Annotated in this window: 28 protein-coding genes and 1 pseudogene; 22 read left to right on the forward strand and 7 right to left on the reverse strand. The window is 53.7% G+C overall.

Annotated elements, in window-relative coordinates:
- The first annotated feature begins 3 nt into the window (after window positions 1–3).
- A complete protein-coding gene (gene traN / locus GM154_RS23005; protein WP_219653498.1) occupies window positions 4–2,697 on the forward strand; it encodes a conjugal transfer mating pair stabilization protein TraN in 2,694 nt (897 codons plus the stop codon).
- Between the two features lie 62 nt (window positions 2,698–2,759).
- On the opposite strand, the gene GM154_RS23010 is transcribed toward traN, so the two are convergent.
- The 4 genes from GM154_RS23010 to GM154_RS23025 all read right to left on the reverse strand — a co-directional run bounded on the left by GM154_RS23010 (window position 2,760) and on the right by GM154_RS23025 (window position 5,511).
- The gene (locus tag GM154_RS23010; RefSeq protein ID WP_219653499.1) at window positions 2,760–3,299 is read right to left on the reverse strand and encodes a hypothetical protein; all 540 of its coding nucleotides are present in this window, start codon (window positions 3,297–3,299) and stop codon (window positions 2,760–2,762) included.
- A gap of 14 nt (window positions 3,300–3,313) precedes the next feature.
- Window positions 3,314–4,066: a hypothetical protein gene (locus GM154_RS23015; protein WP_219653500.1), complete on the reverse strand. Its 753-nt coding sequence runs from the start codon at window positions 4,064–4,066 to the stop codon at window positions 3,314–3,316.
- Between the two features lie 158 nt (window positions 4,067–4,224).
- A complete protein-coding gene (locus GM154_RS23020; RefSeq protein ID WP_258020002.1) occupies window positions 4,225–4,866 on the reverse strand; it encodes a hypothetical protein in 642 nt (213 codons plus the stop codon).
- A gap of 321 nt (window positions 4,867–5,187) precedes the next feature.
- Entirely contained in the window at window positions 5,188–5,511 is a 324-nt protein-coding gene (locus tag GM154_RS23025; RefSeq protein ID WP_219653502.1) for a DUF6794 domain-containing protein, read from the reverse strand.
- Window positions 5,512–5,667: 156 nt separating this feature from the next.
- On the opposite strand from GM154_RS23025, the gene GM154_RS23030 reads away from it, so the two are divergent.
- The 15 genes and pseudogenes from GM154_RS23030 (at window position 5,668) to GM154_RS23100 (ending at window position 18,486) form a co-directional block, all read left to right on the forward strand.
- On the forward strand, window positions 5,668–5,865 hold the full coding sequence (locus tag GM154_RS23030) for a hypothetical protein (RefSeq protein ID WP_219653503.1): 198 nt from the start codon (window positions 5,668–5,670) through the stop codon (window positions 5,863–5,865).
- 418 nt (window positions 5,866–6,283) lie between these two features.
- The gene (locus GM154_RS23035) at window positions 6,284–6,460 is read left to right on the forward strand and encodes a hypothetical protein (RefSeq protein ID WP_162997726.1); all 177 of its coding nucleotides are present in this window, start codon (window positions 6,284–6,286) and stop codon (window positions 6,458–6,460) included.
- Between the two features lie 3 nt (window positions 6,461–6,463).
- Entirely contained in the window at window positions 6,464–6,601 is a 138-nt protein-coding gene (locus tag GM154_RS23040) for a hypothetical protein (protein WP_219653504.1), read from the forward strand.
- 347 nt (window positions 6,602–6,948) lie between these two features.
- On the forward strand, window positions 6,949–7,314 hold the full coding sequence (locus tag GM154_RS23045; RefSeq protein ID WP_125890210.1) for a hypothetical protein: 366 nt from the start codon (window positions 6,949–6,951) through the stop codon (window positions 7,312–7,314).
- A 311-nt stretch (window positions 7,315–7,625) separates the two neighbouring features.
- A complete protein-coding gene (locus GM154_RS23050; RefSeq protein WP_219653505.1) occupies window positions 7,626–8,600 on the forward strand; it encodes an AAA family ATPase in 975 nt (324 codons plus the stop codon).
- Window positions 8,601–8,613: 13 nt separating this feature from the next.
- Window positions 8,614–9,162 carry a hypothetical protein gene (locus GM154_RS23055; RefSeq protein WP_219653506.1) on the forward strand — a complete coding sequence of 183 codons (549 nt, stop codon included), beginning with the start codon at window positions 8,614–8,616 and terminating at the stop codon, window positions 9,160–9,162.
- An 84-nt stretch (window positions 9,163–9,246) separates the two neighbouring features.
- Entirely contained in the window at window positions 9,247–9,792 is a 546-nt protein-coding gene (locus GM154_RS23060) for a hypothetical protein (RefSeq protein ID WP_219653507.1), read from the forward strand.
- Between the two features lie 223 nt (window positions 9,793–10,015).
- Window positions 10,016–10,831: pseudogene (gene bet / locus GM154_RS23065) on the forward strand (phage recombination protein Bet); the annotation flags it as partial.
- Window positions 10,832–11,152: 321 nt separating this feature from the next.
- Window positions 11,153–12,175 carry a YqaJ viral recombinase family protein gene (locus GM154_RS23070; protein WP_122044524.1) on the forward strand — a complete coding sequence of 341 codons (1,023 nt, stop codon included), beginning with the start codon at window positions 11,153–11,155 and terminating at the stop codon, window positions 12,173–12,175.
- Between the two features lie 261 nt (window positions 12,176–12,436).
- Window positions 12,437–13,711: a DUF3150 domain-containing protein gene (locus GM154_RS23075; protein ID WP_219653509.1), complete on the forward strand. Its 1,275-nt coding sequence runs from the start codon at window positions 12,437–12,439 to the stop codon at window positions 13,709–13,711.
- A gap of 84 nt (window positions 13,712–13,795) precedes the next feature.
- On the forward strand, window positions 13,796–15,556 hold the full coding sequence (locus tag GM154_RS23080; RefSeq protein ID WP_219653510.1) for a VWA domain-containing protein: 1,761 nt from the start codon (window positions 13,796–13,798) through the stop codon (window positions 15,554–15,556).
- Between the two features lie 109 nt (window positions 15,557–15,665).
- Window positions 15,666–15,986, forward strand: a complete 321-nt coding sequence (locus GM154_RS23085; protein WP_197873353.1) for a hypothetical protein — start codon at window positions 15,666–15,668, stop codon at window positions 15,984–15,986.
- A gap of 69 nt (window positions 15,987–16,055) precedes the next feature.
- On the forward strand, window positions 16,056–16,556 hold the full coding sequence (locus GM154_RS23090; protein WP_219653511.1) for a hypothetical protein: 501 nt from the start codon (window positions 16,056–16,058) through the stop codon (window positions 16,554–16,556).
- A gap of 97 nt (window positions 16,557–16,653) precedes the next feature.
- Entirely contained in the window at window positions 16,654–18,189 is a 1,536-nt protein-coding gene (locus GM154_RS23095; RefSeq protein ID WP_219653512.1) for a toprim domain-containing protein, read from the forward strand.
- A 3-nt stretch (window positions 18,190–18,192) separates the two neighbouring features.
- Entirely contained in the window at window positions 18,193–18,486 is a 294-nt protein-coding gene (locus GM154_RS23100) for a hypothetical protein (RefSeq protein WP_197873349.1), read from the forward strand.
- A gap of 67 nt (window positions 18,487–18,553) precedes the next feature.
- On the opposite strand, the gene GM154_RS23105 is transcribed toward GM154_RS23100, so the two are convergent.
- Window positions 18,554–18,931 (reverse strand): histone-like nucleoid-structuring protein, MvaT/MvaU family, encoded by a 378-nt coding sequence (locus GM154_RS23105; RefSeq protein ID WP_219653513.1) that lies wholly within the window; start codon window positions 18,929–18,931, stop codon window positions 18,554–18,556.
- Window positions 18,932–19,088: 157 nt separating this feature from the next.
- Between GM154_RS23105 and GM154_RS23110 the strand changes: the two genes are divergently transcribed.
- The 5 genes from GM154_RS23110 (at window position 19,089) to GM154_RS23130 (ending at window position 23,312) form a co-directional block, all read left to right on the forward strand.
- Window positions 19,089–19,823 (forward strand): hypothetical protein, encoded by a 735-nt coding sequence (locus GM154_RS23110; protein ID WP_219653514.1) that lies wholly within the window; start codon window positions 19,089–19,091, stop codon window positions 19,821–19,823.
- 25 nt (window positions 19,824–19,848) lie between these two features.
- Entirely contained in the window at window positions 19,849–20,121 is a 273-nt protein-coding gene (locus GM154_RS23115) for an HU family DNA-binding protein (protein WP_122044533.1), read from the forward strand.
- Window positions 20,122–20,260: 139 nt separating this feature from the next.
- Window positions 20,261–21,436 (forward strand): hypothetical protein, encoded by a 1,176-nt coding sequence (locus tag GM154_RS23120; RefSeq protein WP_219653515.1) that lies wholly within the window; start codon window positions 20,261–20,263, stop codon window positions 21,434–21,436.
- A gap of 179 nt (window positions 21,437–21,615) precedes the next feature.
- Window positions 21,616–22,092, forward strand: coding sequence for a hypothetical protein (locus GM154_RS23125; RefSeq protein WP_219653516.1), 477 nt, complete (start codon window positions 21,616–21,618; stop codon window positions 22,090–22,092).
- A gap of 2 nt (window positions 22,093–22,094) precedes the next feature.
- Window positions 22,095–23,312 carry a site-specific integrase gene (locus GM154_RS23130; protein ID WP_219653517.1) on the forward strand — a complete coding sequence of 406 codons (1,218 nt, stop codon included), beginning with the start codon at window positions 22,095–22,097 and terminating at the stop codon, window positions 23,310–23,312.
- A gap of 285 nt (window positions 23,313–23,597) precedes the next feature.
- On the opposite strand, the gene GM154_RS23135 is transcribed toward GM154_RS23130, so the two are convergent.
- Both GM154_RS23135 and GM154_RS23140 read right to left on the reverse strand, forming a co-directional pair.
- The gene (locus tag GM154_RS23135; protein ID WP_073450803.1) at window positions 23,598–23,915 is read right to left on the reverse strand and encodes a HigA family addiction module antitoxin; all 318 of its coding nucleotides are present in this window, start codon (window positions 23,913–23,915) and stop codon (window positions 23,598–23,600) included.
- A gap of 11 nt (window positions 23,916–23,926) precedes the next feature.
- Entirely contained in the window at window positions 23,927–24,208 is a 282-nt protein-coding gene (locus GM154_RS23140) for a type II toxin-antitoxin system RelE/ParE family toxin (protein WP_308460631.1), read from the reverse strand.
- Window positions 24,209–24,509: 301 nt separating this feature from the next.
- Here GM154_RS23140 and GM154_RS23145 point away from each other — a divergent pair, with 301 nt between their 5' ends.
- Window positions 24,510–25,517: a P63C domain-containing protein gene (locus tag GM154_RS23145; RefSeq protein WP_125913028.1), complete on the forward strand. Its 1,008-nt coding sequence runs from the start codon at window positions 24,510–24,512 to the stop codon at window positions 25,515–25,517.
- The last annotated feature ends 1,197 nt before the right edge of the window (window positions 25,518–26,714 follow it).

Here is a 26,714-nt window from a genome sequence, read left to right on the forward strand (position 1 = left end):
CCCATGAATAGAGCCGGACTTGTTTACCGCGCCACGGCCTGGGCCATGACAGCCCTGATGCTCTGGATGCCAATCGACCAGAAGCATGCGCAGGCGGCGGACATGGCAGCGGTTGGAAAGGCCGCTCAGGAATTTGGCAAAGAGATCACGCCTAATCCCTCTGACCTGGCCACCTACAGCGAGGATGGCACACTCACGCTACCGGGCGCCAACACCTCCCTTAACGTCAATGAGCTGTTTCCGGGCGGTACCGGTGATGAGGTCAACAAGTACTTCCCCCATGCCGCAGACCCTACCGACCTTCAGCAGCTATACAACGACGGCGATGCGATGAACTCGGCGGGCACCGAAGCCCTGAGTACGCTCAGGTCCGAGCAGGACAGCGGTGAGGTGTCGTTGCAGGGACAGGCTTTTGAAGTGGTTCAGGGTGCGCGAGCGGTGGGCAAGATGGATCTCACCAACGATCCCATGATGAAGCAGACCAACCAGCTGTATACGGCCACCGACAGTGCTGACGGACTGTTTCCTGATTGTGATGACGGCACTGACCCGACCGCCAGCACCAACAAGTTCCAGCAGTGCACCCGGCCCAACATGCCCAACGGCCAGTGCGAGGCAGACCATGACTATACCGTGGGCGTGATCGAGCACCATGCAGGCCCAGCCAACCTCAACTCCTGTGGTGCAGGCTGCATGCAGCTGTGGATCGGCGAGGTAGGTGACAACTACTGGTCCGGCAACTGTTCGATCAAGGAGCAGTACACCGAAGTCACGGTGATCAATCCCGAAGCGGTGATCAGTGCCCAGCTGGAGTACGCCAAGTGGGACGACTATATGCAGGTCTGGGTAGGGCCTGCCGGTCAGGAAAAACTCATCTGGCAGGGCCCCAACAACAACTTCCCACCGGAGACGGCTGGCGCCTGTGAGCTGAACACCAGCTGGACCGCCAACCCCCTGGTAGATGTCACCAGCCTGTTCAAGAACGTCAAGGCGGGCTCCACGGTGCGCTTCAAGATCCGCGTCTCGGTTACTGGGGAAGGGGAAGGCTATGGGCGTATCCGGCTTAACTATGACTCGACCAAGGCGGTAAAGGACAACGGCTGGGACCCGGCTGATTGTCTGGCGCGTACCAAGGAGGCAACCAAGCACTACAGCGACATCTCCTACAGCTGCACAGAGATGCCGGCGCTGGATTCAGCAGGCTGCATGACCCAGAACGGCGTCAGGGTGTGCGAGAGTGATTTCGCAAGTACCGGGCTTTCGGGTATCTCGCCCATGTGCCGCAGCATGACTGCCACGATCGATGCCAGTAAGTCCATAGACGGCTATGAGGACACCTGCACCCCTCTGGCTGACAATCCCCAGTGCGGGCTGGTAAAGTCGGTGTGCAGTGAGGCCACCGAGACCGGTGAGTGCATTCGCTTTACCGAGACCTATGACTGTGGTGCGGCGACCTCGAATGTGGCGTGCAAGCTCAAGATTGATCTGGCCGAGGCGTTTCCGGGGTGCGTGGACAATCCCGAGGCCTGCCAGCGTTCGGTGAGCTGCATGGGCGCAGAGTGCATAGGCATCACGCGAGAGGTGAGTCAGGACTTCGACAAGGCAGCATCGCTGCTTCAGGCGGCGCAGTTCATGGGCGAGGATCTGGCCTGTGCCGAGGCCGATGCCACGACCAACGTTGAGTGCGAGATCTTCAAGGCCGAACCGGGTGAGTGCAAGAAAGCCATCGGCGGATCGGTGGACTGCTGCGAGCAGCCAACCAACGTCTCGGTAGGCGACTACCTGGCACTGGTCCTGGCGGTACCCAAGATCGACTCAGCAATCATGAGCATTGAAAGCGGAAGTGCATTGGGCACCATCCAGAGCAGCTACGCCACCTTGCGTAACCCCGTGGTCAATACCTTCCAGCCCATCACCAAGCCGTTTACATCGTTTTACGATGGAATTATTGGCCTAAAGAATAAAGCCATCGAGACAGTTCAGAAGGAGCTAGCCGCTCAACTCAACAATCTTTTCTATAAAGCAATGGGCACGGCAGTTGAGCAAGGAGGTACTGGAGCAGCTAGCGCAGCCGCTAGCGAGGCTACAGATGTTGCTTTGAGTAAAACTCCGGGCGGTACTGTAGTTCAGGGGGCATCGAGTGCTTTGGGCTTTCTGATGACCATCTACACTTATTACGTCATTGCCATGGTGATTATGGAAATGATCTGGGAATGCGAGCAGGAGGAATTCGAGCTCAATGCGCAGCGTGAGCTGGGCAACTGCCACAAGGTCGGCAAGTACTGCAAGACAAAGGTAGCGGGACTCTGTATCGAAGAGCGCGAGTCGTATTGCTGCTTTAACTCACCGCTGTCCCGCATCATTCAGGAGCAGGCCAGACCTCAACTCGGCAAAAACTGGGGCAAAGCCAAGGAGCCGGAGTGCGGTGGGCTTACAATCGATGAGATTGGCCAACTCAACTGGGACACCATTGACCTTACTGAATGGGTCAATCTCCTGAACCTGCACAACCTCTATCCGACTACCGAAAACGTTACGCTGGAAACGCTCACAGGGCAGGGCAGTCTCCTGAACACCGACCAGCTGCGTGAAAACAGCGTGGACCGTACTGTCCGGGCTACCAATGAGGTAGACCTCAAGGGCGCGGCCAAGCGAGCAACGGATGCGATGGCCGCACCAGGAGGGCTGCAGAATTAAACGGGACAACTAGTGGTACGAAGAAAGGGGACCTATTAGGTCCCCTTTCTATTTACACCCTGTTAAATCCCTTTTGATTCCTTGAACCTCTGGATGGCAGCGCACAGGGCCTGGGCTCTGGCTAGCGCATCCTGATACATGCCTGTATCCCTTGATATCGGCTTGTTGAGGTTCAGGTACAGGTACAGCGCAGGGCGGTAGGCGGTGACCAATTTGACCGCCAGCATGAACAGCGTCCTGCTCTGAAGCTCCTCCCACGGAAACAGCTGCCTGTCTTCTTCAGTTAGCGTCTCGATGACTTCGACCGAGATGATCTGATCAGGCGCGAGGGACTTGCGGCCAAACACGCACTTCCGGTGATTCGCAGCGACAAACACCGGGAAGCCATGCTCGGTGTAGCACTGGCCAACGGTAAAATTGATCAACCGTCTGGCCTTTGTGCCAAGGTGAGCAATCAGGTTCTTTTGCAAGTCTGGATCATAAGGGTCTACCGATACGGTTTGCGGCTCGATCTTGAGCAGTGCCGGCCCTCTGACTCGCAGTCTGGCCAGCGCCTCGATCGCTTCCTGAAGCTCATCCTTTTCTTCTGACTTCGCTGTCATGGACTGAGCCTCACTCAAGCGTCAGGCACGACGAAGTAATGCACTTCCCCTTTATGGAAGATCATGGGGGGCGAGACCTTACGCACCGGCGCGGCGTAGACATATGCCCAGTCTGGGAGATGCTTACTTACGTTAAGCAGGAAGGTTTGCTTGTCAAAAGCATCAGCATCATATGTATCCTCAAACAACACTCCATCCCTTGCGCCGAAACGGTATACCTCTCGCTGGTTAGATACCGCAACTTTAGGGGCTTCTGATTCTTTAGGCGTTTCTAGTTCAGCAGTAAAAAGACACTTTCTGCTAGGAGCCTCAGCACTTTTTGCACAGCCTGGCCCTACGCCTGCAACCTTGTAACGCTTGCCAAGAAAATCTTCATAGATAACTGGAGAGGCTACAAAGCCTTCCATCTCTTCAAAGGCCTTCTTGTAGGCCTCACCCACCATTTTCGCAAACTTGTCCGAGGCCTGGTCTTTATTCCCCAGACTCATCGGCGCGAATGCTATCACTGCATCTTTTTGCTCCGGTGCCGCAGGGCTAAACAACCACGCAGCCAAACCTACTCCAAGCGCAGCACCACCGCCCATGTTGAAGCCGTGGGAGGAGGCCAGCACGCTTGTGTTAAGGCCAGCGTCGGTTACAGAACTCAACGCCGCGTCGTACTGAGCCTTGGGTACCTTCTGATCCTCAAGGCGCAGTCCGCCTGCGGTTGCTACCTGCCTGGCATAACTGCCGGTGGGCTCTGAAGAAGTGCTGGCACATCCGGTCATGATGGCCGCGGTCAGCAGTACAGATGCAATCTTTAATGTGTTCATGGTTGTTCTCCCCCGTTCCCTTGAAACTACCAATAGATGTCCTGTGAGCAAGTCTGGCGCTAAAAAAAGAGCGACCTAAGCCGCTCAATATAGACACTCTTCATGGATCTCGCCTAAACCGGCACCGGCTCTGTAAGGTCGTCCTCAGAATCGGGATCACCTTTTTTTCTCAAGTCCCCTGGCCTGGACTCGCTGGCTCCCGGCAACGCATCGTCAATACCGTCCTGAGGGTTCATTGCTTCGTTCAACGAGGCGGCGGCATCGTTTTCATCTGCTCGCGCAGGAGCGGTTTTGTCTACCTCCTCCTGCTTGCCCCGCTTGTGAGCGTCAATGCGGGCATTTTTCTCGATGCTGATGATGCGGCTGGAAAGGCGAGAGATATTGTTGCGCCAGTCATGCAGGGCTTTGGTACGCTGACGTGACTCCAGAAAGCCATTCATCCACAGGACGTCGATCATCTTGACCATGTGGTCGAACTTAAGCAGCAGTTTGGCGTACTGCATGGCTAGAGGACTCGTAATGTCTGCATGGTAGATGGCCGGATTCGAGTAGCCGGAATTCTCATCAAGCTCATGCTTCTTGTTGAGTTCGGTAATCTGAGCAATCTGCTTGTCGATCAGATCTTCACTGTTCTTGATGAGTTTACTGATGGTCAGAAGCGCCTTGTCGACTAACTTTTCCTCTCCAATGATCTGCAGGATCACTTCAATGGAAAAGCACGAGTAGGAGGTGCGACTGAAAGTACGTTCAAACATTTTTTGCGCGTGGTCAGATGCAACCTCAATTGACCGTCGCAGTATGGGCCGGGAATAGCTGCTGGGCATAACCGACGTGCGGGTGAGCTGAATGGTTTTTTTTCCTGATGGCTCGGGTATTGAACCGGGCGGAATGGTCATATTATTCATAAAGCAACCCCTGTGGATTAGTGCAAGGATCACCGTACTACAGGAAATGCCGTCCAAAGCCTCGTGGTTGATACCCGCGCGGGTACCAACCACGGGTTTTAGGGTCAAATATTTTCGAAAATTCGGTTTGACAGATCAGCCGTCTTGGACTTGTCACGCATTGGCTACACGTTAATGAAGTGTCTGGTAGACGCCTTCTATAACCTGCTTCGAACGAAGCCAAACCCATAGCGCCCGAATGATAGCCATCGAGGCATCGTCAGGGTGCCCTCCCTCTGGACAGGCTGCCTTGAGCAGCTTCTCGTTTCCCTTCCAGAGGCCAAACTCGTTGCGGATGGCCATGCCCAACCCATAGTGGCAATGGATCAGCTCTTCTTCCGGCATTTCGCGAACGGTACTCTTGGATTCTTCACTGAGCATGGCCAGGAGCTGCTCGACGGCTGACTCGACAGTGGTGGGCCAGCGTTCTGTGTCTGGGATAGCTGGATCTTGCATGTGGAAGTCCTCGTGAAGCGGTGAATCTGTAGTTTCACTACTACCGTACCCCACGAACCTCTGGATGCAAGTCCGCTTGATCGCACCTTGCCACGCTTGCATCGGCGAGATTCTGAAGTATTTTCAATAGAGCCATCCCAATCCGGAGCGCAAAGTATGAGAACCGTAGAAGAGTCCGAAATATATCTGGCCGAGCTACGCGAAGAACAGCAAAAACAGCATGCTGAATTCCTCAAGCAGTGCGAAAGAGCTTCTACATTAAGCTGGAAGGAAATTGCACTGGTCATCGGGTCGCTTACCGGCACAGCCGTGCTGACACTCACTGTCCTGCACATCCTCGACTGTACTTGCTAGCGCTTTTTGATTTTGTTTGTTTTGGTGCCCGCGCGGGTACCAACCACCGCTGTTCAATGCTGAAAAATTCGCTACTCTTGCTTTCACGTGGCAGCTACCACGTTAAGCCTCAGCATCCTTTAAGCAGTATCACGTGAGCCTTGCGCTCAACGTTATCGCACCACCAGCCCGCGCTTTTTCTTACGCGCAGGGTTTTCCATGTCCTCCTAAAACCGATTAGCCAAGCGCCGTTGAGCTGAGTTGTCGCTCCGCAACTTTGGTTAATCGGTTTCTCTCCCCTGTGGAGTGAAAAGAGGCTGCATACCTCCTAACGATGCAAAATTAGCAACATCCTTTAGCTGTTCTTTTAATAACCCCTCGGGGCGTCACTGCCCCGTCCGGGGAAAAGTGCGCTCTGAGATTATGGAGCGACACTCGCATGAAAAAGGTTAAATACAAGGCACTTGCCGAAGATCTTCGCAAGGTTGGCACGACGGCAGTAGCTGCTGGTCTGATCAGTGTATTCGTTAGCCCCTCGACTGGCCTGTCCATGTGCGCTACCTTGATAGGTACGGGCCTATGGTTTATAGGCATAGCCATGACGGTCGAGGACTAACTTATGAGCCAGACTGCTGCCGGATTATTAATTTACACGTTTGTGTTTATCACCATGGGCGGGACCGGTCTGTACGCCCTGTGGTGCCAGAAACGTTCCGAGTCAGAAGCCCGCAAGGCGCTTCGCGAACGTCATTCCTGATGCTTCAGACAAAAAGCCCCTTCTAGGGGCTTTTTTTTGCCTTATCCAAAAGCCGTCCGCTGGGCGGTTTTTTTATGCCTGTTTATACTGAAATAGCCTGACTGGCCGGATTGATTCGAGCTGCGCTGCTGAAAATTGCCTTAAACTTTCCCCAACTTTCTTCAAGTTCGTGCCCGCGCGGGTATCAACCACAGCTTTTGCCTTTCAAAAAATACGCTACTGTAAATCTATCACTCGCTCTGCGAACTGATAGTGGCTGCTACCACTTTAAGCTTCAGCAATATTCCCAATCTGGGGGACCACTCCCAGACACTGGTGAGTACCCCCTTCACTGAAGGAAACTCACCATGTATTCAATACTTCACCTCGTATTGTTTGTAGGCGCTGTAGTGTTCATTCTGGGTATAGGTTTTGGTGTGGCTTACTTGCTCGTCAAGTACTGCGTCTGGCTGACCCAGACACTTGAACAAGGCATCGTCCTCGGACTGCGACGGCTGGGTAAGCTCAGTCGTAAACTGGCATGTGTTATTGGTAAAAGAAGCTGGGCTTTGATCCAGCATCTGCTTACTCGTAAAGTAAAGGCTCCTGCGGCGCCAGCTCCGGCTGATGTTGTGGAAGCGGTCGCAACGCCCTGCTTCTCTGAAGAGAGCATGAATTGGGACCACTTAGAGAAGCCTACCTACTTGCGCCGGGGTCTCTTGATCTCTGTGTAATGTCTCCTCCGGTATCGCTCTGATCTGTTCATCCCCCTGGGGTGACGGATCAGACGATACCCCTCCAAGCCCCAGCGGCTTTTCAGCATCATCTGCATCTCGTGAACCTGATCGCCCAAGCGTACTGGCCTCCAGTGCCTTTGCGTGATCCGGTTTTTTACTCCCCGTGAGTAAAGAAGAGGCTGCATACCTCCCAACGATGCAAGATTAGAAATCTCTTTTAGCACCACCCTTTAGCGTTTCCCTTCAACCCCTCGGGGCGTCACCTGACTCCCCAAGGAGCTGGTGTGCCCGTTTTCTGGAGTCTCACCATGCAAGCAACAAACAACGGTCTGGTTAAGTTTCCGCTGGCGTCCACGTTCAATATCGAAGTGCGTGATAATGCGTCGATCATGGGCTTTGCGGATACCACCAACCCTTTTATCCCCGAGATCAACTCGTCCTATGTGTTCCGCAAGGAATTTGTAATCGAGTTTCGGGCATTTCTGCACCAACCTGATGGCGATGCCTACTACGTCACCGGGCCTACGGGCTCCGGCAAGACCAGTGGTATCACCGAGGTACTCGGTCGGCTTAACTGGCCGGTTCAGCAGGTAACAGCTCACGGACGTATGGAGCTGTCTGATCTGATCGGGCATCACGCTCTTGTGAGCGCGACACCTGGCGCAGCACCCACCATGCAGTTCATGCACGGGCCTCTGGCTCTGGCCATGAAGCATGGGCATGTGCTCCTGATCAATGAAATCGACATGATGGACCCTTCGGAGCTCTCGGGTCTTAACGACATTCTGGAAGGTCGCCCTCTGGTGATCGCTCAGAACGCCGGCGAGATCATCAAGCCCCATCCGATGTTCAGGGTGGTGGCGACGGGTAACTCTGTTGGGCAAGGTGATGCCTCGGGGCTGTATCAGGGCATCTCCATGCAAAACATCGCGTCAATGGACCGTTATCGTGTTGCTGTCGTGGATTATGACGAAGCCGTGGATGCCCTCATTCTTGAGTCAGCCTTTCCAAAGCTTCCGGCCATCCTGCGTAACGGCATGATCAAGGTAGCCCAGCATGTTCGCCAGTTGTTCAAGGGCGAAAACGGTCAGGGCGGCAGTATCAGCGTCACGATGTCCACCCGGACATTGAAGCGCTGGGCCACGCTTACCTGCATGTTCAAGGGACATCCCACTGCTTTGAAGTACGGTCTTGAAATGGCGCTCCTGCGTCGTGCCAAGCCCGAGGAAGTAACGGCGATCATCCAGTTAGCATCAGATGTCTTTGGCAGCGAATGGGCTTAAGGAGGATACCTCTGTGGTAAGTGCAACCTCCGAACGCTCATGCAACGTCAACTGGATGCTTGGAAAGTCCGTCCCACAACATGACGTACCCGTTGTCGCACAGCTCTTCTGCGACTCGTTTATGGACTCCCTGGAATTACTGGGTATTGCTAGGCCCCATGAGTCTCATCTGCTGTATCGGGATGATCTGGAAAAGGCCTGCATTACACGGGCAATGCTGGGTAGCCCTGGGGCTGGAGATAACAACTTCTGCCCTGAGAGCTTGAATGGTTCAGGTGAAATCTATCTGGAGGATGGCGTCTATCGTCCGCTTCTACTCCTGCTGAAAGCAGTGCGGGATGTAAAGCAGGCAGGCTATCTGCTGGAGGTTTTGCTTAGTGCTACCGCTGACTTTGAAGTGATCGAGGCAAGCTACATGGCCCTGACTCAGTTCATAGATCAGAACTGTCCTGATCCTGCTGTGCTGGATGGATTCATTGCCGATGCCATGACCCTGGGTCTGGATAAGTCGGTATGGGCCGCTCAGCTCGAAAGTGTGGCTGGAGAGGACTTCTACTTATAACCGTCGCTGGCAACAGCGATTCCCAACAGGGGTACTTACCCCTTTGGGTGGGTACCCCCTTCTTTTTGAGTAAGGAGGGTACTTATGAATCAGGTTGCTGAAACCTCTTGTGTGGGTAACGAAGCGTCTCTGGTTAACGTTGATATCTGTTGGTGGTTCCGGCATGCGCAAGCGCCGGAAAGCTTTCCTCGGATGCGCAATGTACTGGTCGATTCGTTTCAGACCTCTCACAGACTGCTGGGTATGCCTCAATCCGATCTGCCGTACATGTTGTACGACGGTGAATGGTTTGAAGACAGCATCCTGCTGGCGCCGCGCGGTTATAACCATAACAGCGCAACAGGGACCTGGACCTGGAGTAACTGGAGCAGCATTCGTATCGAGACGCTGACGGGCCACGGAGAAATAGGCGTTACCGTGGGTAGCTATCGTCCCCTGCTGATGCTGATCAGGGCTGCAAGGGATCTAGAGAAAGCAGGGCTTGAGGTTGAGCTCCTGCTTGAAGCGGACGATTCAGAGCAGCTTGAGACAGATGCAGGTTTTCTGGGTGAGTACTTCAATCAGAGATCTGATCGTGTATTGCATGCTGATTTTGTCAGAGATGCGATGAGACTGGGTCTTACAGCATGACGGTATTTCGATATCTGTTCTGGTTAGCGTTTGCTTGTTTGATGGCTTATTCCATTACCAACACAGAGCCTCGCAAGAGTCCTGGGGTCATGGAGTTCGCACCCGGCAAGCCAATGTTTATCAAATAGCGTGACTTAACCATCGCCGTTACTGGCGATTCCCGGCAGGGGTACTCCCTTGTCAGGGGCAGTGCCTCTGTCTTTTTTGTATGGAGAGCACTGAAATGGCAACACAAACAGTTCAAAACGTTGAAACCCTGTCCGAAGCCAAAGGCAAGCGATTGCTTACCCGAGTAGCTGAGCGATATGGCGTAGATGAAACGAAACTGATGACTACCTTGAAAGCGACAGCCTTCAAGCAGCGGAACGGTTCAGGTCCAACCGACGTGCAGATGATGGCACTGATGATTGTGGCCGAGCAGTACCAGCTAAACCCCTTCACCAAGGAGATCTATGCCTTTCCGGACCGTAACAACGGGATTGTTCCGGTTGTGGGTGTAGATGGCTGGTCCCGGATCGTGAACTCACACCCTGAGTATCAGGGCATGACGTTCAACTACTCCGCGTCCATGGTGAGACCTGATGGTGCGAAAGTGGATGCCCATGAATGGATCGAGTGCGTGATGTATCGCCGGGACAAGGAACATCCCACGATTGTTCGTGAGTATCTGGATGAGGTCTATCGCAACATCGACGGGCCGTGGCGTACGCACCCCAAGCGGATGCATCGTCACAAGGCCATGATCCAGTGTGCACGGCTTGCGTTTGGGTTTGTCGGGATCGTTGATCAGGACGAGGCCGAACGTATCAGCGAAGTCGACATCAGCAACAAGGTCAGTCGAGTCGTTGAGGGAGAAGCAAGGGCAACAGCCGAACCAACTCTGTCTACTGGACAGTGCTTGAATATCGGGATTGTTGTCGATCGCCTGATCGAGCGTGCCAAGCCGGTAAATGCCTGGCAGAGCGCTTATGAGTGGCTAGGGAAGCGTTTCTCAGGGGCTGAGCGTGAATACGCCATCAACCGCCTGCGTGAGGCTGAGCTATGCAGTGCAACCGAAGCCATACCCGAGGCCGACCCCGTGTCTGCCGAGGATGTGACCTCAGGTGTACAGACCACGCAGTCCGATGAATCCTTTGACGATGCCCACGAGGCTGAGTCTGGGATGGATCAGACGGCTCATGACATGTCAGAGCAGGACTCGGAATTTGCCGGGCTCTTCGCTGACATCAAGGACTCACTGGAAGACGCCGAAGGCGCCTATATCCCGTGATCCTTGAGTAAGTAAACCCACCCATTGGGGGAGTATTCCCCTATGGGGTGCTCCCCCTTTTTTTCGCATCACTTAAAAGAGGTAGAGCACATGGGCTACAACATCATCAATCTGTCGCAAGGCTCTGATGAATGGCTTAACTGGCGTAAGAGCGGTATTACCGCAACCGACGCCTGCATTCTTCTGGGACGCAGCCCCTACAAGACCCGCTGGCGTTTGTGGGCCGAGAAGGTTGGGTACTGTGAAGAAGTGGACCTTTCCGGTAATCCTCTGGTGCGCTATGGCATCAAGCACGAGGACGATGCCCGAAAGGCCTTTGAGGACCATACCGGGGACATGCTGTTGCCGGTATGTGTCGAGTCGGACAGGAACGCGCTGTTACGGGCGTCCCTGGACGGTCTTAACAATGCTGGCGAGCCGGTCGAGCTCAAGTGTCCTTCCGACAAGACGTGGGAGGAGGTCTGCCGGCTCGGTACCGAATCGGAGGCGTACCAGCTCTACTACTGTCAGGTGCAGCACCAGATGCTGTGTACAGGGTCCCGCCGTGGTTGGCTGGTCTTCTGGCACGGCAATGATCCGCTGCAGATCTTTGAGATCCCCCTTGACCGTGACCTGCTCGCGCAGCTCATGACCGAGGCTCAAGGCTTCTGGCAGGACGTAAGCCTGCGTAATGAACCGCCCAAGGATCCGGAAAAGGACTTCTATCTGCCGTTAGGTGAGGAAGCCTCCCGCTGGATCTACGAGTCGGAGCACTACAGGCTGTTTGAAGCACGTATTGCTGGCTTGAAGGAGCAGATCAAAAACCTTGAAGCCCAGCAGGACAAGCACTTGAAGCAGCTGACCGAGATGATGAGTGACTTCATGAAGGCCGACTATGCCGGTGTTCAGATCACCCGCTTCAAGGTTCAGGGCCAGATCGACTACAAGAAGGCGATCGATGCCAATCCCGCTGTACAACAGATGGTGGATTTCGAGAAGTACCGGAAAAAGACCTCGGATCGTGTTCGAGTCACGGTTCGTGAGGAGCTGGCGCCCAAGAATGTTGTGGAAGCGTCGGTATTAGCCCCTCTTGAACACGCCTCGGCTGAGCCGGAGTCCTTTTACCTGAACTGATGCAGTAGGCGAGCTTTGCTCGCCTTTCCAGAGCGTCCTGACCCTGCTGAGCATTTAGCTTCATGCATGGCAGTGAAGGACGCTGCGGAAAGTACAGTTTCACTCCCCTGTGGAGCGAAAAGAGGCTGCATACCTCCTAACGATGCAAGATTAGCGACACCCTTTAGCAAGACTTTTAGCGACACCTTCAACTCAACCCTGCCGGGGCATATCTGTCCCGTATGGGCTGGATATGTCTGCGGTTCTTCCGAGGATGTATCCATGACAGTTGACAAGGCATTACTGCAAGAGCTGGTCGTTGTGAACGCTGACTACGATATCTGGAGCGGACAGGTTCGCCTGGAAGACAAGGATATCAAGTTGGGTGAAGGCGGCGAGCTACCCCCTGACCGTGTGGCTCAGCTGGGTAACAAGACGATCTGCGATCCGGCATCGCTCAAGGTGTTTCGCTCGCTTCGCGGTGCGACACGCCGGATGCTGGAGGGCTATGGACTTCCTTTCCTGACCGGATGGGCCGTTCCTCGCAGCAAGCTTTCGGAAATACTGGGCAAGCTTGAAACGGCTCGAACCACGTTCGAGCAGGAAAAGCAGGCTTTTTTGGGCAACTACGACAGTTCTATCCAGAACTGGATTGCGAACAATGTCGGCTACGAAGAGGCTATTCGTAACGGCGTCCTGGATCGTAATAGCGTAGAGAAGCGTCTGGATTTCAACTATCAGGTGTTTCATATCCAGCCGGTGTCCGGCGAGCCAAACGCTGAGAAGCGTCTGGCAGACCAGACCAAGGGCCTTGCAGGTCAACTGTTTCGGGAAATCGAAACGGAAGCGGACGAGTTTTATCAGAAGTACCTTCGTGGTAAGGCTGAGATCAGTGTCCGTACCCGCAAGCGTCTGGAATGCCTGGCTGACAAGGTGGATGGTTTGAGCTTTCTGAACCGGGCTTTCGAGCCTGTAGTAAGCCTGCTCAGGGAAACCGTTGATGGCTACGATCAGCACGCTGATCACGGTCCCATCGGTGCACCATTCTTCTTTCAGATCTACTCGGTCGTCACGATCCTGCGTGATCAGGCCCAGATGAAGGACTTTGCAGATGGTAATCCTGCTGCACAGCCCGACGACGATGCCTTTAGCTTTGATGTTTCGTTACCCGTATCAACGGAGCACGCAGCATCACGTAAGGTTGATCCTGATGCAAAGCCTGCTCTACCGGCCCAGCAACCTCAGGCTCACTCTACAGCGCTACCAGCGGCTCAGGCTTCTGCTGCTCCGGTCAAGCCGGCGCGTCAGGTACCTCAAGCCGTTCAACAGAGCTTTGATCTGGACGAGCTTCTCCATGATATGGATTCGTTCTTTGACGAAGCGGCAAAGAAACCCACGGCACCTGCTCCGGCAGATTCCGCGGTTGTTTCTCCCACGGTTGCATCACCTCTTTCCGAGTCATCGGTCAAGGATGTGGCACAACCGGTAACACAGGCTCAGCCTTCGAATGCTCCGGCGTTCGAGATGTTTGAACCTGAGGACAGCTACTACCTGTAGTCGCTGTTTCTTTCCCCCCATGGCGGGCCATTCCCGCTACTGGGGATGGTCTGTCCTCCTTTTTTCAAAAAAATGAGGTGTGACATGACTGCAACGGCTTCCAGCAAGGCTTCCCAGAGCATTTTCGCGGCACTGCCCATCGTGGCGGCTGCGTATGGCGAGAAGTTTGGTGTGAAGGTAATCGTGGGTGGCCAGCAGGCGATGACTGATGGCCAGACCATTGTGGTACCTAACGTACAAGGCGACAGGTTTGGGGATGCTCTCTGGGGCTACCTTGCACATGAAGCCGCGCACGTCAGGATGACTGACTTTGAAGTCGGAAGGGATGAAATAGCGCGTTCGGATTTTCTGAGAACGATGCTCAACACCTTTGAAGACTGCCGGATTGAGCGCGAGATGATCAAGCTCTATCCCGGTACAGCCAGAACGCTTAATGCTGTAGCGGCGTACATGGTTGATCAGGGTCATTACCAGATTCCGACAAGGGATACTCATCCTGCCGGGATACTCGAGGCGTACTGCCTGTACTTCCTGCAATGCAAGGTAGTAGGGCAGCACGCCATTGAGGACACGCTGGTTGCCACAACAGCCGTCTATGAACAGGTCATTCCGAAAGGAGTACAGGTTCGTCTGGCGGTCCTGTTAGGGCGAGCAGGGCAGCTGAAAAGTACGGCGGATGCGCTGGTGCTCTCACGGGAAGTTCTCAGGATGGTTGAAGAGGAAGCCCAGAAGGAGCAGGACGCGCAACAGCCGGCTTCTCAGAGCCAGCCGTCACCGCAGGACTCGACTCAGCCTCAGGCTGGTTCAGGTCAAGCGGGTGGCCAAGGGTCTGATAGCGATGATGGGAATGCTCAAGGCACTGGATCAGGTAGTTCCAGCGCTCAGGGTCCCGATCAAGGCGCTCCCACGGGTAGCGCTTCGAGTACAGGAGATGTTGCAGACGCCAGCAGTCCCGGTGTCATGCAGCAGATCCTTGATGCACGAGCAGACGATCATCTCAAGGACAAGACAGATGCCCTTCGGGCTGACCTCAACTCCGGTACTGATCAAACTGCTCCTGTTATCAACGTACCCACAGCGTTTGAGGTGATGAATGATCAGGCGTCCGGGCAGATGTTGATTGGACAGGTGGCGGCAGCATCCAGCCGGATTCAGTCGCAACTCATGGGCCTGGTTCAGGCCAGCCAGCGCAACGGGTATACCCCGGGGCGTCATGGCAGGCATCTGGACACGAACCGGCTCCATCGGCTCGTCAGTGGTGATACGCGCATATTTCGGCGTAGTGCTGAACGAAAGCATCCTGATACGGCGGTTCATCTACTGGTAGACATGAGTTCGTCCATGGACAAGCTCATGCCTTCCGGTGAACACGTTTATGAGGTTGCTCGTGATGCCGCCATGGCACTGGCGCTGGGGTTGGAGAAGATCAACGGGGTAAACCCGGCAGTTACGTTCTTCTGCAAAAACAGCCGTCAGCCCGTCTGGAGTGTGGTGAAGCATGGACAAAAGGTCAGCCGTAATGCAGGCCGGTTCAGTTTCTCACCGGATGGCCGGACACCCATGACCGAAGCGATCTGGTACTCGGCTTTCGAGCTGAGCAAGACCCGGGAGCGACGGAAAATGGTGTTGGTGGTAACGGATGGCGAACCCAATAACGTCGGGTCCTGCCAGCACGTCGTGCAGCTCTGCCAGCGCAGCGGTATCGAGATGATCGGTATTGGTGTCGGCAAAGGTGCAAAGGTAGCGAGCCTGTTTGCGTCGTCGATTCAGATCGAAAGCGTAAATGACCTTAAACACACGCTATTCCAGTTGATGAGTGATGCATTGACGGGTGTTGCCGTGTGATCCGGTATCACAGGGGGCTGCGGTCTGGCCCTCCTGTGATGTTGTTAAACCCCTTGGGGCAGACATGCCCCTTTGGGGTCGTGCTGCCCTTCATTTGGAGCAGCACGCCATGAGAAGAGCCCTTGCACGCTTCAATGAACTGCAGCTGTGCCTGGACCTCCTGTTTTTCGAAGAGCTACTCGACGCCTCCTCCGAGGAACAGAGTCGCATCCAGTGGACCGATGAAGAAATCAGCCTGCTCCGGCAGCGGATGCTTCAGTACGCCCTGCATGCACTGGCTTCGACGAAAACCTGTAATTCCACCCGAGACGAATGGATCGAGTGGGTTGAAGACGATCACCTGACACCCTTCAGTTTCACCGTCTGCGCGCAGGAAAGCGGATGTGATCCAGAAGCGTTAAAGGTTCGTGTTCAACGACTGGTGCGGTAGCGATACCGCTTATACCCCATGGGGCACAGCCCCCTGGGGGTTCGTGCCCCTTCTTTTTGGAGAAGAGTCATGAGCCACGTAAGCGACCACCCGCACTTTGTACAGCTACAACAGGGCCTTGCAGAAGGCACTTCCAACGACTGGTTTATCCGGCATCTGATGCCCAAGGCCATCGAAATGAACCGGCACTGGCGAACCATCCTCATCGAAACCAACGGTGAGCTGCTTGGCCTTGAGCTGGAACATCCAAAGCTTCGCAGCTACGCCGTGATCATGCCTGACCCATCAACACCCGGCATGTATCGCGCGCAGTACTTCGACAGCAAGGGGATGAAAGCGCACATGACCTGGGCCACACCAGAGCAGGTGCTCGAATCCCTGATCATGGCCGGCTACGTCAGGATCTCTCGTGGTGCCCTCGAACGCCTCAGCGTGACAAGGGAATGGGCGATCGGCATGTACAAGGTCGACCTGATTCGCAGGCTTAACGCAGGCGAAATCTGCTTTGCCAATGCTGAAAGGCTCCTTCTGGAGTTCGAGGCGCAGGTGCAATCCGTGGCCGCTCGTTAGCCACGTCAATTACCCACCCATAAGGGGGCTTCTCCCTTATGGGGAAGGCTCCCTTTCGGGTTGGGGCCAACACAATCCAACGTTGAAAGGTGAGCGTATGAACAGCAATACAGCAAGAGAGTCACGCAAGTTCTACGACAGCAGGAAGGTCAAGGATCAGGCGTCGGCGTATGGATGGGTAGGCATCATGCGGGCACTGGCGCCTGATCTGGAACGCGCCATCTCCAGACTCGGTCGTCATGTGCCTTGCCCGGTCCATGGTGGAACGGACGGGTTTCGCCTGTTCAAGGACTTCAATGTCCGAGGCGGTGCGATCTGCAACAGCTGCGGTGCATTTGGTGATGGTCTTTCCCTGCTGTGTTTTGTGAAGGGAATAAACTTTCCGGAAGCGCTTGTAGAGGTTGCCGAGTTCCTGAGGGTTGATCCTGAACCCCCACGGTATCAACGTCGTGAGACGTCCGAGAGGCGTCCTCGTCCTGTCCAGTCCCGTCCGCGGGAAAAGGCAGCTGAGGACCACAGCGCTCCACGTGCCATGCAGGAAACTGCGGTGGTTCGTGAAGCGGCTGTTAAAGAGGCGAGCAATGATGAGTGGGCGCGACTGGTTAAACCCGGTCGTCGTGGTCCCATTGATCTGAAGGCGCGCGCCGAGGCACTCAAGGCAAAACAGGAAGGCACAGAGCAATCCTCCCCCGAGGATGAGCCACCTGCCTACCTGGCTGAGCGCTTTGGGTACGAGGTGATTGAGCATGATCCTCAGCCTGAACCTGAACCTGTGAAAGCTCCACCGGTAGCACCGGCCATCATTATTGAGCCGGAAAAACCCAGGCTTGCACTGGTCAAGAGTAAGCCCGTGTCCGCATCGACGTCAGATCGCAAGAGCCTGAACGTCGAGCGTCACTGGCGTGAGTCGCTACCATTGAACGCATCACAGGCTGAACCTGCACGGTTGTATTTGCAGGGACGCAAGGTGTTGCCGCGAGGGGGCGCTGACTGGCTGGACAATGACTGCGTACGCTTTCATCCGGCGTTCCCGTACTGGGATACCGTGACGGAAGTGGATATGGAGACCGGGGAAGAGCGGGAAACCATCGCTGAGATAGGGAAGTTTCCGGCCATTGTCTGCGCCATTGTAAACAACAAGGGTGAGATCCTGACCCTTCACCGAACCTACCTGAGCAGTACGGGTAGCAAGGCCGATGTGGAGAGTCCGCGCAAGATGATGCCGGTCCCCGAGGGGAAATCGATCAGAGGCGCGGCAATCCAGATGGGTACGCCAGTGGACGGTGTACTTGGAATCGCTGAAGGGCTGGAAACAGCGCTCTCGGCGTACCGCGCAACAGGTATTGCTACCTGGAGCACGGTCAATGCAACACTGCTTGAAGGCTTTACACCGCCAGCAGGGGTTCACACGGTACTGGTCTGGGCTGACAAGGACAGATCCTGCACGGGTGAATCGGCGGCCATGAGGCTCAAGCTGCGTCTGCAGCAGCAGGGTATCAGGGTGATCGTGATACTTCCTACCGCACCAATCCCTTCCGGCAGTAAAGGAATTGATTGGAACGATGTGATCATTCGTCAGGGCATTTCGGGTTTCCCGAGCCTGGCGCTTCTTCGCAGCGTAGTGGGAGGTTAAGCCATGCACTCCAATCCACACCTGCCTGCTGATCTGCTCGACACCACTCCGGGTTCGGCCACACGAGGCGTTTTTGCGCCTCCGGCCGGCTGGGAGGGGAGCGAGCAGGACTATGCTGCCCTGATCCGGGATCGTTTCGATGCCCGGGAAACACAGGCGCGCATTCTGTTCATCATAAAGTATGCGGCTCAGGGTCCTGTGACCTGTGCAGGGCCGTATGCAACGATGGCGGCTCGCATCATTCACCGTCTGGTGAAGAAATGCGGGAAGGAATGCTACAACCTTGTTGTTAAGTGACAAAAAGAAACCAGCCTTCGGGCTGGTTTTCTTTTCTATCTGGCAGGTACGCAGATATGAGGAGGGTTTAGCTCTTGATCGACATCCAGCTCTCTACCGTGTCGGCGCCGTACTGGGCTTTCCATGCCTTGAGAACCTTGTGGTTGCCGCCCTTGGTTTCGATGATCTCGTTGGTCTCCGGATGCCGGTAGACCTTGAGGTTACGGGCGCGGCGGGGATTGCTTTGCTCGTCTGGCGCAGCACTGGCCTTTTTTTGCAGGAGCTCCGGGGCTACTGCAGCCACGACGTCACGGGGGCGTTTGCCATAGGTTTGCATCAGGGCATCAAGTTCTTCGACGAATTTAAGATCCTGTTTGAGTTCATCACTGGAACTCAAAGAGTCGAGATGTTCTTTAAGCCGCTTTAGTTCGGCTTCAGCTTCACGGTATTCAATTAACAGACTCATATTGGTGTGCTCATTAGTTATCAGGGACAGATTTATCCTAGAGGCTAACTGGACCTTGAGCTAATGTATTTTCAGAAAATTTACACCCATGACTTGCATTCTGAAATTTGGTGGTAGGTTATATCAAACAACCTCTCCTGTCGCTGGGGAAAAGATCATGATGCTATTATCAACCCGAACTGAACTCGCTGATGATGGAAGTTATCTTGTCTACTGGTGGACAGGTCTTAAAAAGAAGGGTGTACTTTCTGTCCAGTTCAAGGAGTATATAAAGGATGTCAAACTGGCCGTTGAACTGGTAGCCATTAGACATCTTCTTTACTTCAAGCAGGTATTTAATCGTTATCCCATAACAGGGGCCGGTATTTATCTAAGTGTCACGGATGAGTCCATGGTTGAGATCCTGGGCAATGGCCTTCCACCCAAGCACCTGTATCCCTATGCGGCGTTACTGGGTCGACTCTACGGGTCCAAGACACAGGTGCCCAATGAGCGGGATCTGCCGTTCAATCGTGACGACCCTGACTTTGGCGAAGTGGAGTATGTCTATCCCACGGAAGAATATCGCCAGTGCAAGGTCATGCTGGAAACGCCTGCCCTGGGCCGAATCAGTCTCACCCAGCACGCAGTAGATGCCTATTTTGAGCGTGTCAGCAGTGGCAAACCCCGCTGTCCATGGTCAAGCCTGGCACGCAGGCTCTCGCATCCTGAGCTTAGGCTGGTACCCATGCCAGAGCGGATCAGACGCCACAAGCTGTTCAAGTTTGGCAGCGTGGATGAGGTGGAGACCTGGGGACACGAGACCAGCAAATTCCTGTATCTCCTGATCCGGGACGGTGAGCAGAAAACCGTAGTCACCTGCTTTGAACGGCGTCCGCAAGATCGGGTATAACGGTTCAACCACAAGAGGAAACAGCATGAACAAATCTGAACTGGTAAAGGCTATTTCTGAGAAGGGGCAGCTGACGCTCAAGGAAGCTGAGGCTGCGCTTAACGGCTTTGTCGAGTCAATCACCGAGTCCGTAAAGGATGGTCAGGATGTGGTTCTGGTAGGGTTCGGTACCTTTAGTCTCAAGGAACGTGCAGCGCGTACCGGGCGTAACCCCCAGACGGGAAAACCTATCGAAATTGCGGCCAGCAAGTCGGTGGCGTTCAAGCCGGGCAAGCAATTAAAGGAAAGTGTGGCCTGATCTGACTTTGATTATCAAGGCCTGCTCGCGCAGGCTTTTTTATTTCCAGCTTAGTTAACTTTTATCCCTTCGGAGTACTTGCATAATCGGATTTGCATGAGACAGTGGAAGTAACTTCCAGTGTTCAGGCAGGTCAGCCATGTTTATCTCACTTGTTGATTCAATCAAGGAACCGGCACTTCTCACCAGTTGTATCAGCAATGTTCACTACCGCACCTACAAGACCAAACAAAAGGTCAGGGAGTCTGGGCAGGTAGTTGATGTGATGTTGGACATGGCCTCGCTTAAAGTTACGGAAATTGATTTTAAAAGAACGATCATGCGCTCTCAGACTATTACGTTTGAGATAACGTCCGAAGGGTTGTTAAAGAAGAACGGGCGTAATGAAGTCGTCTTTCAACAAGCACGTGAATTCAATCCTCATGCCGGTAAACTTGAAGGGGGCATCCATATATCCAAGCATTCGCTCAGTGAGCTTGAAATTAAACGGTTCGTCGATCGAGTTCTGGCCTTTGCCGAGCATGACCTGGTGGAATTAGGCGCTAATGGCCGTCCCAATGTCACCAGCGAGCGGCTCTATGTAGCGGGATGGTTTCAAACCTTCACCAGCCATGGGGTGGTACCGGAGCAGGCGAGGCCTGTTCGTCTGCCGGTTCAGGATGAAAGTGAAGAGGCCCTCCGGGAAGAGCCCGCGCCTCTGGTTGATCCCGAGCAGACCTGTGTTCTCGCGCCCAGCCGAGTCATTGAAGCGCTGGCAGGCTCGCCTCTGAAGCTCAAACGCCTGTCGCTTATGGATGGCAAACAGCGTATAGCGGTACTGTGCGACGGCAGGCCGTTTATCATCTGCGGCCAGCCTGAAAGCCGCATGGCGTCTGGGTTAGCGCATGCACTGGTCACTGCTCCGTGGCTTCCACCGCTGGCCCGCTACCTGGGAATTGAGGCTGAGGAAATAGCGGTAGGAACCATCAGCGAGGGGCAGTACAAGACAGATCACTACCATGCCTTGTGCCTGGATAGTCGCCCGCTGTGCCTGTTCGACCTGCCTGAAGAGACCCATGCGAGGGCTGGCGTCCTGTGTCTGGATGATGACCTTGGCTCACTGCTGCTCAAGCAGTGGAACGCCACCGGTATCCGGGTAAAGGATATGGCACGTATCGATGCCTTGTGCAGGGCTACGCCAGCACTGGTTAATTCGCTTGACCGGCTGGAACGCGCAGTCTCGGCCATATCCCTTTCGCCACTCATCACCGAAATGGTGGATCGCCCTGTTCAGGTAGCCCGGCAGACGCTGGCTCAGGCGCTAGGACATAGCTAGCCGTTTGAGGCAGGCGAGCTGTGGGGAATAGGTGTGGGACACCTTTAGGCACTATTGCATAGTCGCAGTTTTCATGGGGCTTATAGGTATGTATGTATGAGGATACCGTGTCCTCATACATTGTTTTGAAATCAGAACGTTAATCAGGGAATATACCCTCAACTTTGGAGACCCTTCCGATGACCAGTCAATCCGAGATCCAGCTGACGCATCCCAGCGGTGCTCTTTACATGGCCGAACCCAAAGGACAGGAGGAATGGATCTTGTCCTGGCCGGAAGGGAGTCGCCGGTTCTTCGGAAACCGTAGAGAAGCCACCACCGAACTGAAGCGGGAGGTATCAGCACGGCCTGCGGCCTGGGACAGCGAGTGCGAACACGACCTGACGACCTATCGCGGCATGATAGGAGCCTACCGCCGTCTGTTACAGGCCAATCCGGGCAAGGCACTGGTCATCGAGCATGAGAGCTTTGCCATTCTGCTGGGGGAGAACTACGTCGCCAACTGCGGTGCATACCACGACGGCGCTCCCTATATTGATCATTCGTGTGATCTTCTGGAGTCGTGGTGGGAGAGTCGCGGTTGCTGGTGCTGGGACGAAACACCAGAGCAGAGCGCCAGCAGGGTACTTCAGCCTGTCTTTGTTGATATTGACTAACCATGAGCAAGCTCACGCCCAAACTCGTTAAAGCCCTTGCTGAGCCCGGAAGCTATCAGGACGGACGGGGCCTTCAGCTTCGCATTTCCGCCCAGCTGCGCAAGAGCTGGATATATAGGTACATGATCAATGGCCGGCGGCATGATCTTTCGGTGGGCAGCTATCCGGCAGTCTCCCTACGTGATGCGCGCCTGGCTGCAGACAAGTACCGGCTTGAAATCTCTCGTGGAATCAACCCAGTCCTTGAGCGCCGGAAAGAGCGTGAGGGCAGATCCTCTGAGAAGCTGGAAGCCAAGACCTTTCAGACCGAGGCTGCCCGCTATATTCGAACGCACTCGCCCAGCTGGAGCATCAAGCACTCGCAGCAGTGGCAGAACTCACTGGCTAAGCATGTCTTTCCCGTGATTGGCTCAATGCCTCTTGCCGAAGTCGATACCGATGATATCCTGGAAGTGCTGGAGCCTATCTGGAGCGTTATCCCGGTAACGGCCAGTCGCCTGCGCAACCGTATTGAACTGGTCCTCGATGCGGCCAAGGCCAGAAAACTGAGGGAAGGGGAGAACCCGGCGCGCTGGCGCGGGCACCTGGACAAGCTCCTGCCCAAACAGGGCAGCAGGATCAAGCCGTTTGGCTCGTTGTCTGCCGAGGATACCGCACGGCTCATGCATCGACTCGATAGCCTGGAGGGTGCTGCAGCACGCGCAACAGAACTCATGATCCTGACCGCAACCCGTAACAGCGAGACCTGCGGCGCACGCTGGTCCGAGCTGGATCTTGAGCACAAGCTCTGGACTATCCCGGGCGAGCGCATGAAGACGGGCAAGACACATCGTATCCCGCTGACCGAGGCCATGATTGAGGTGATCAGCCAGCAGAAGGGCCAGCATCCGGAGTGGGTTTTCCCAAACAGTCGCCGCACGGGCTGTATTCCCGGCAATGCTATCGGCCGCGTACTGGATACCTTAAAGGTTCATATGGCCGTCCCGCATGGCTTTCGCGCAACCTTCAGAACCTGGGCGGCGGAGACCACGAATTATCCACGCGAGGTCTGTGAGATGGCCTTGGCGCATACGCTGGGCAGCAAGGTAGAAGCGGCATACAACCGTGGGGACCTACTGGAAAAAAGAAGGAAGCTGATGCAGGAGTGGAGTGATTTCCTTTATAGACACTGTGAGCGGGCTTCACAGGCAGAGATAGGCCTAGCGGCTGTTATAGCGTAAGGCTGTTCATATATTTAGAGGGTGTAGTCAAAATATATACGGAGTAAGCTGACCCTCTGGTTTCAAGCCTTTATGAGGTCTGTTTATGACTAAACATAACAGGATTAAAGAAGCCTCAGCCGCGGTCAATCGAGGTAGTCAACTTTCAGCACTCAAGCCTACCCATATTCAAGTATTGCTCAAAATGAAGCTCTGTGACGCGAAGAATAAAAGGCATCCTGACGTCTTTTATGACGTCAGGATTATGGAAGCAGAGGAGCTAAAGGTTAAGGCTGAGTGTATAGATCAGGCCGCATGACCTGGGATGTCGTCATAATGCCCAGCCCGGTGAGCTTCTTCCAGATCGTAAGCATTCTGCAGCGCAAGCCAATAGCCTTCACTAGTGCCAAAAAAACGAGACAGCCGGATATCTGTATCAGCTGTAATTGATCGATCACCTTTGACGATCTCGCCGATACGAGTAGCCGGCACGCCAATGGATGTTGCCAGCTTGTTCTTAGTAATACCCATCGGCTCTAGGAAGTCTTCAAGCAAAATCTCGCCTGGATGAACATTAGGGAGGAGTTCGCCGGTTGTGATGTCGTCAGTGTCAGTGTGAGTCATGGCTCACCTCCTTAGTGGTAATCAACAATTTCAACATCGTAGGCAGCACCGTCAACCCAGCGGAAGCAGATGCGCCATTGATCGTTGATACGGATGCTGTGTTGACCTACGCGGTCATCCTTCAGCGCTTCAAGATGATTGCCCGGAGGAATACGCAGATCGTCCAGTTTCATCGAGGCTTGAAGTTGACGCAGCTTACGAAGAGCAACCTTCTGCATGTCCTGCGGCAGCTTGCGGGCAACCCTGCCGTCAGCTACTGCTTGTGTCTGCTTATCCTTGAAGGTCTTGATCACAACTGCGCTCCACTTGTGTGAACGCAGTATAACGTGATGCGTCATATAACGCAATGCGTTATATAATAAACTGGCAGTGCATTGTCCGATTGTGCGCCACTGAGAACTCACGTTGATAAAGGGTTTCAAGTTATTTTTGCGGGTTAAAACCCTCTTTTTGCGTCACTGGTTATACCGCACTTAGCGTAAAAGCTGTGACGTCAAGAAAGGTGCGAGATTGATCGGAATTTGCAAGCATGTGCTTGCAAATATCATCTTATAGGCTAAATTGCAAGCTCAAACAAAAATTTGAGGATGCAATATGGATGGCGCAGAACCAAAAGGTAAAGCAAAAGGCGCAGTTGCTAGAGCAAACTCGCTTACTCCAGAAAGAAGAACTGAGATAGCTAGGCAAGCTGCTTTGGCAAAATCGGAAATAGCGAAACTTCCCAAAGCTACTCACGGCTCTGCTGACCATCCCTTGCGCCTTGGTGGGATAGAGATTCCATGTTATGTCTTAGAGGACGGGACCCGCGTATTATCGCAGCGCGGAGTAATGTCAGGGGTAGGAATAACGAGAGGGGGACCCACTGCTGGCGTTGATAGATTCACCGCATTCTTAGAAAGTGCAGCTATCAAGCCTTATCTCTCGCAAGAGGCAATTACTTCATTAGCTAATCCCATAAAATTTACTGCTGACACCTTCGGACGTGTTGCTTATGGCTATCAAGCCACCCTCCTGGCTGAGATATGTGATGCAATCTTAGCCGCCAGACGTGATGGAGCGCTTCCGGCAAGGCAGAAGAAGCTTGCGGATCAGGCCGAACTTTTAGTTAGGGGATTTGCTCGTGTTGGCATCGTTGCATTGGTCGACGAGGCTACTGGATATCAGAAAGACCGTGCTAGAGATGCACTAGCAAAGATTCTCGAAGCTTTTGTAGCGAAAGAGCTTCAGCCTTGGGTAAGAACGTTCCCGCCTGAATACTATGAACATCTTTTTAGGCTTAGAGGGCTTCCCTATCCTCCAGAAAATGCCAAATATCGACCTCAATATTTCGGCGTACTTACTAATGATATCGTTTATAAGCGAATCGCACCTGGTCTTCTAGCAGAGTTAAAAAAAGAGAATTCCAAAGACACGAAGAAGGGCCATCTTCATAGGCGTCTTACAAGCGATAAAGGGCATCCAAAGTTAAGAGAGCATCTGGCGTCAACGGTTACGATAATGAAATTGAGCAAAGACTATTCTGATTTCATATCAAAAATGAACCAGATTCATCCGCGTTATGGTGAAACTTTAACGCTTGATTTAGAGGAGAATGATTTCTAAGAAATCATTTTAGGCTTGGTATCCGCTCTCCTAGAGCCATTAACCCAGCTCAGGCTGGGTTTTCTCGCTTCTTCAAGTGCCTAAAGCTTGATAACGTTAAGTCGATATCAATGAGGACTGATTTTAGTCGCTAGGAAAATGGAGGTCCGTATGAAGAAGATTGCATTGCTTAGCTTGATGATTGCTCTGGCCGCACCCATGGTAGCGAGCGCATGCCCCAAGGGTACTTCCCCAACAGGCGGAACGAACTCACACCATAAGGGCGGTCACTGCGTCCCTCGGTAAGAGTGTTCGAGGTAAGAAAGCCCGGCCAAGCGCTGGGCCTTCTTATGCCATTGCCTTCATCAGGCTGCGTTTAGGTCGGACCTATAGGTAAGTGATAATCGTCTGATCAATCTTATGACTCGACATTTCAGGCCAAGGCCCATAAGTATTGGAATGGTATCTTTTTGATTGGGAGTAAGCCGGTCACGGGCCTTTACCTCAACGAAGTTGAATGATGTTCCATCGCTCAACTCCAGATCTGGCCATCCCGATGCTAATTTCCCATTCCCAATAGCATATATATCAAGCAAGTCATGCCAGAAGCCTTCATGAATAGCTGATATAAATTTATTTATCGGAACCCCTTCTTTAACAGGAGTTGAGGTAAGAAAGGAGCTACGGCTAACCACTGCATCGAAGTCTGCCTGAAGGCTCGATATAGGCTCTTTTAATCGTTTATGGATGGTGTTGTGCATTCGTTCGATGAATGATGGCTTTGAGAGTGATTTGGATCTGCTGATTGTTGAGGCTGAAAAAGCCGAATAAAACGATCAAAAAATGTCATCAAGAGCCCTTGCCTAGGTTTTCCTAGCCTCCTGAAATATGGTTCTCATTTTCTCGAGTGGACGTATGAACGGAAAGGCATGTCTTTGGTGAGAACAACATCCCCCTTTGTGACTTGGGGATCTGTTTGAGAAGAGGAGTAGGCTAGTGCAGGAGTGGATCGGCTTTCTCCTTCAATCGATTGCTTCTAGAGACCTAGGGCTAAACGGTCACAGCCTTTCTTTATGATTGGTGCGACCTTTTGTATCTTCAAAACCTGCATTGACCTTGAATATCATTGGTGTCCATACAGTGAATCGCCCCGGCTTTCCTAGACACTCTCCAAGCTCTGGAAATAGCGCTTTTCAAATTCTACTGGCGATAGCTGCA

It is taken from the genome of Pseudomonas sp. MAG002Y, assembly GCF_019400845.1.
Classification (GTDB): domain Bacteria; phylum Pseudomonadota; class Gammaproteobacteria; order Pseudomonadales; family Pseudomonadaceae; genus Chryseomonas; species Chryseomonas luteola.

Excerpts from the sequence above, each read along its gene's own strand:
- GM154_RS23085 (WP_197873353.1), top strand. The coding sequence starts at position 15,666 with ATGAGAAGAGCCCTTGCACGCTTCAATGAACTGCAGCTGTGCCTGGAC.
- GM154_RS23105 (WP_219653513.1), bottom strand. The coding sequence starts at position 18,931 with ATGAGTCTGTTAATTGAATACCGTGAAGCTGAAGCCGAACTAAAGCGG.
- GM154_RS23115 (WP_122044533.1), top strand. The coding sequence starts at position 19,849 with ATGAACAAATCTGAACTGGTAAAGGCTATTTCTGAGAAGGGGCAGCTG.
- GM154_RS23060 (WP_219653507.1), top strand. The coding sequence starts at position 9,247 with ATGAATCAGGTTGCTGAAACCTCTTGTGTGGGTAACGAAGCGTCTCTG.
- GM154_RS23120 (WP_219653515.1), top strand. The coding sequence starts at position 20,261 with ATGTTTATCTCACTTGTTGATTCAATCAAGGAACCGGCACTTCTCACC.
- GM154_RS23090 (WP_219653511.1), top strand. The coding sequence starts at position 16,056 with ATGAGCCACGTAAGCGACCACCCGCACTTTGTACAGCTACAACAGGGC.
- GM154_RS23100 (WP_197873349.1), top strand. The coding sequence starts at position 18,193 with ATGCACTCCAATCCACACCTGCCTGCTGATCTGCTCGACACCACTCCG.
- GM154_RS23020 (WP_258020002.1), bottom strand. The coding sequence starts at position 4,866 with ATGTTTGAACGTACTTTCAGTCGCACCTCCTACTCGTGCTTTTCCATT.
- GM154_RS23050 (WP_219653505.1), top strand. The coding sequence starts at position 7,626 with ATGCAAGCAACAAACAACGGTCTGGTTAAGTTTCCGCTGGCGTCCACG.
- GM154_RS23040 (WP_219653504.1), top strand. The coding sequence starts at position 6,464 with ATGAGCCAGACTGCTGCCGGATTATTAATTTACACGTTTGTGTTTATC.
- GM154_RS23025 (WP_219653502.1), bottom strand. The coding sequence starts at position 5,511 with ATGCAAGATCCAGCTATCCCAGACACAGAACGCTGGCCCACCACTGTC.
- GM154_RS23035 (WP_162997726.1), top strand. The coding sequence starts at position 6,284 with ATGAAAAAGGTTAAATACAAGGCACTTGCCGAAGATCTTCGCAAGGTT.
- GM154_RS23010 (WP_219653499.1), bottom strand. The coding sequence starts at position 3,299 with ATGACAGCGAAGTCAGAAGAAAAGGATGAGCTTCAGGAAGCGATCGAG.
- GM154_RS23030 (WP_219653503.1), top strand. The coding sequence starts at position 5,668 with ATGAGAACCGTAGAAGAGTCCGAAATATATCTGGCCGAGCTACGCGAA.
- GM154_RS23145 (WP_125913028.1), top strand. The coding sequence starts at position 24,510 with ATGGATGGCGCAGAACCAAAAGGTAAAGCAAAAGGCGCAGTTGCTAGA.
- GM154_RS23110 (WP_219653514.1), top strand. The coding sequence starts at position 19,089 with ATGATGCTATTATCAACCCGAACTGAACTCGCTGATGATGGAAGTTAT.
- GM154_RS23125 (WP_219653516.1), top strand. The coding sequence starts at position 21,616 with ATGACCAGTCAATCCGAGATCCAGCTGACGCATCCCAGCGGTGCTCTT.
- GM154_RS23045 (WP_125890210.1), top strand. The coding sequence starts at position 6,949 with ATGTATTCAATACTTCACCTCGTATTGTTTGTAGGCGCTGTAGTGTTC.
- traN (WP_219653498.1), top strand. The coding sequence starts at position 4 with ATGAATAGAGCCGGACTTGTTTACCGCGCCACGGCCTGGGCCATGACA.
- GM154_RS23015 (WP_219653500.1), bottom strand. The coding sequence starts at position 4,066 with ATGACCGGATGTGCCAGCACTTCTTCAGAGCCCACCGGCAGTTATGCC.
- GM154_RS23095 (WP_219653512.1), top strand. The coding sequence starts at position 16,654 with ATGAACAGCAATACAGCAAGAGAGTCACGCAAGTTCTACGACAGCAGG.
- GM154_RS23070 (WP_122044524.1), top strand. The coding sequence starts at position 11,153 with ATGGGCTACAACATCATCAATCTGTCGCAAGGCTCTGATGAATGGCTT.
- GM154_RS23080 (WP_219653510.1), top strand. The coding sequence starts at position 13,796 with ATGACTGCAACGGCTTCCAGCAAGGCTTCCCAGAGCATTTTCGCGGCA.
- GM154_RS23130 (WP_219653517.1), top strand. The coding sequence starts at position 22,095 with ATGAGCAAGCTCACGCCCAAACTCGTTAAAGCCCTTGCTGAGCCCGGA.
- GM154_RS23135 (WP_073450803.1), bottom strand. The coding sequence starts at position 23,915 with ATGACTCACACTGACACTGACGACATCACAACCGGCGAACTCCTCCCT.
- GM154_RS23075 (WP_219653509.1), top strand. The coding sequence starts at position 12,437 with ATGACAGTTGACAAGGCATTACTGCAAGAGCTGGTCGTTGTGAACGCT.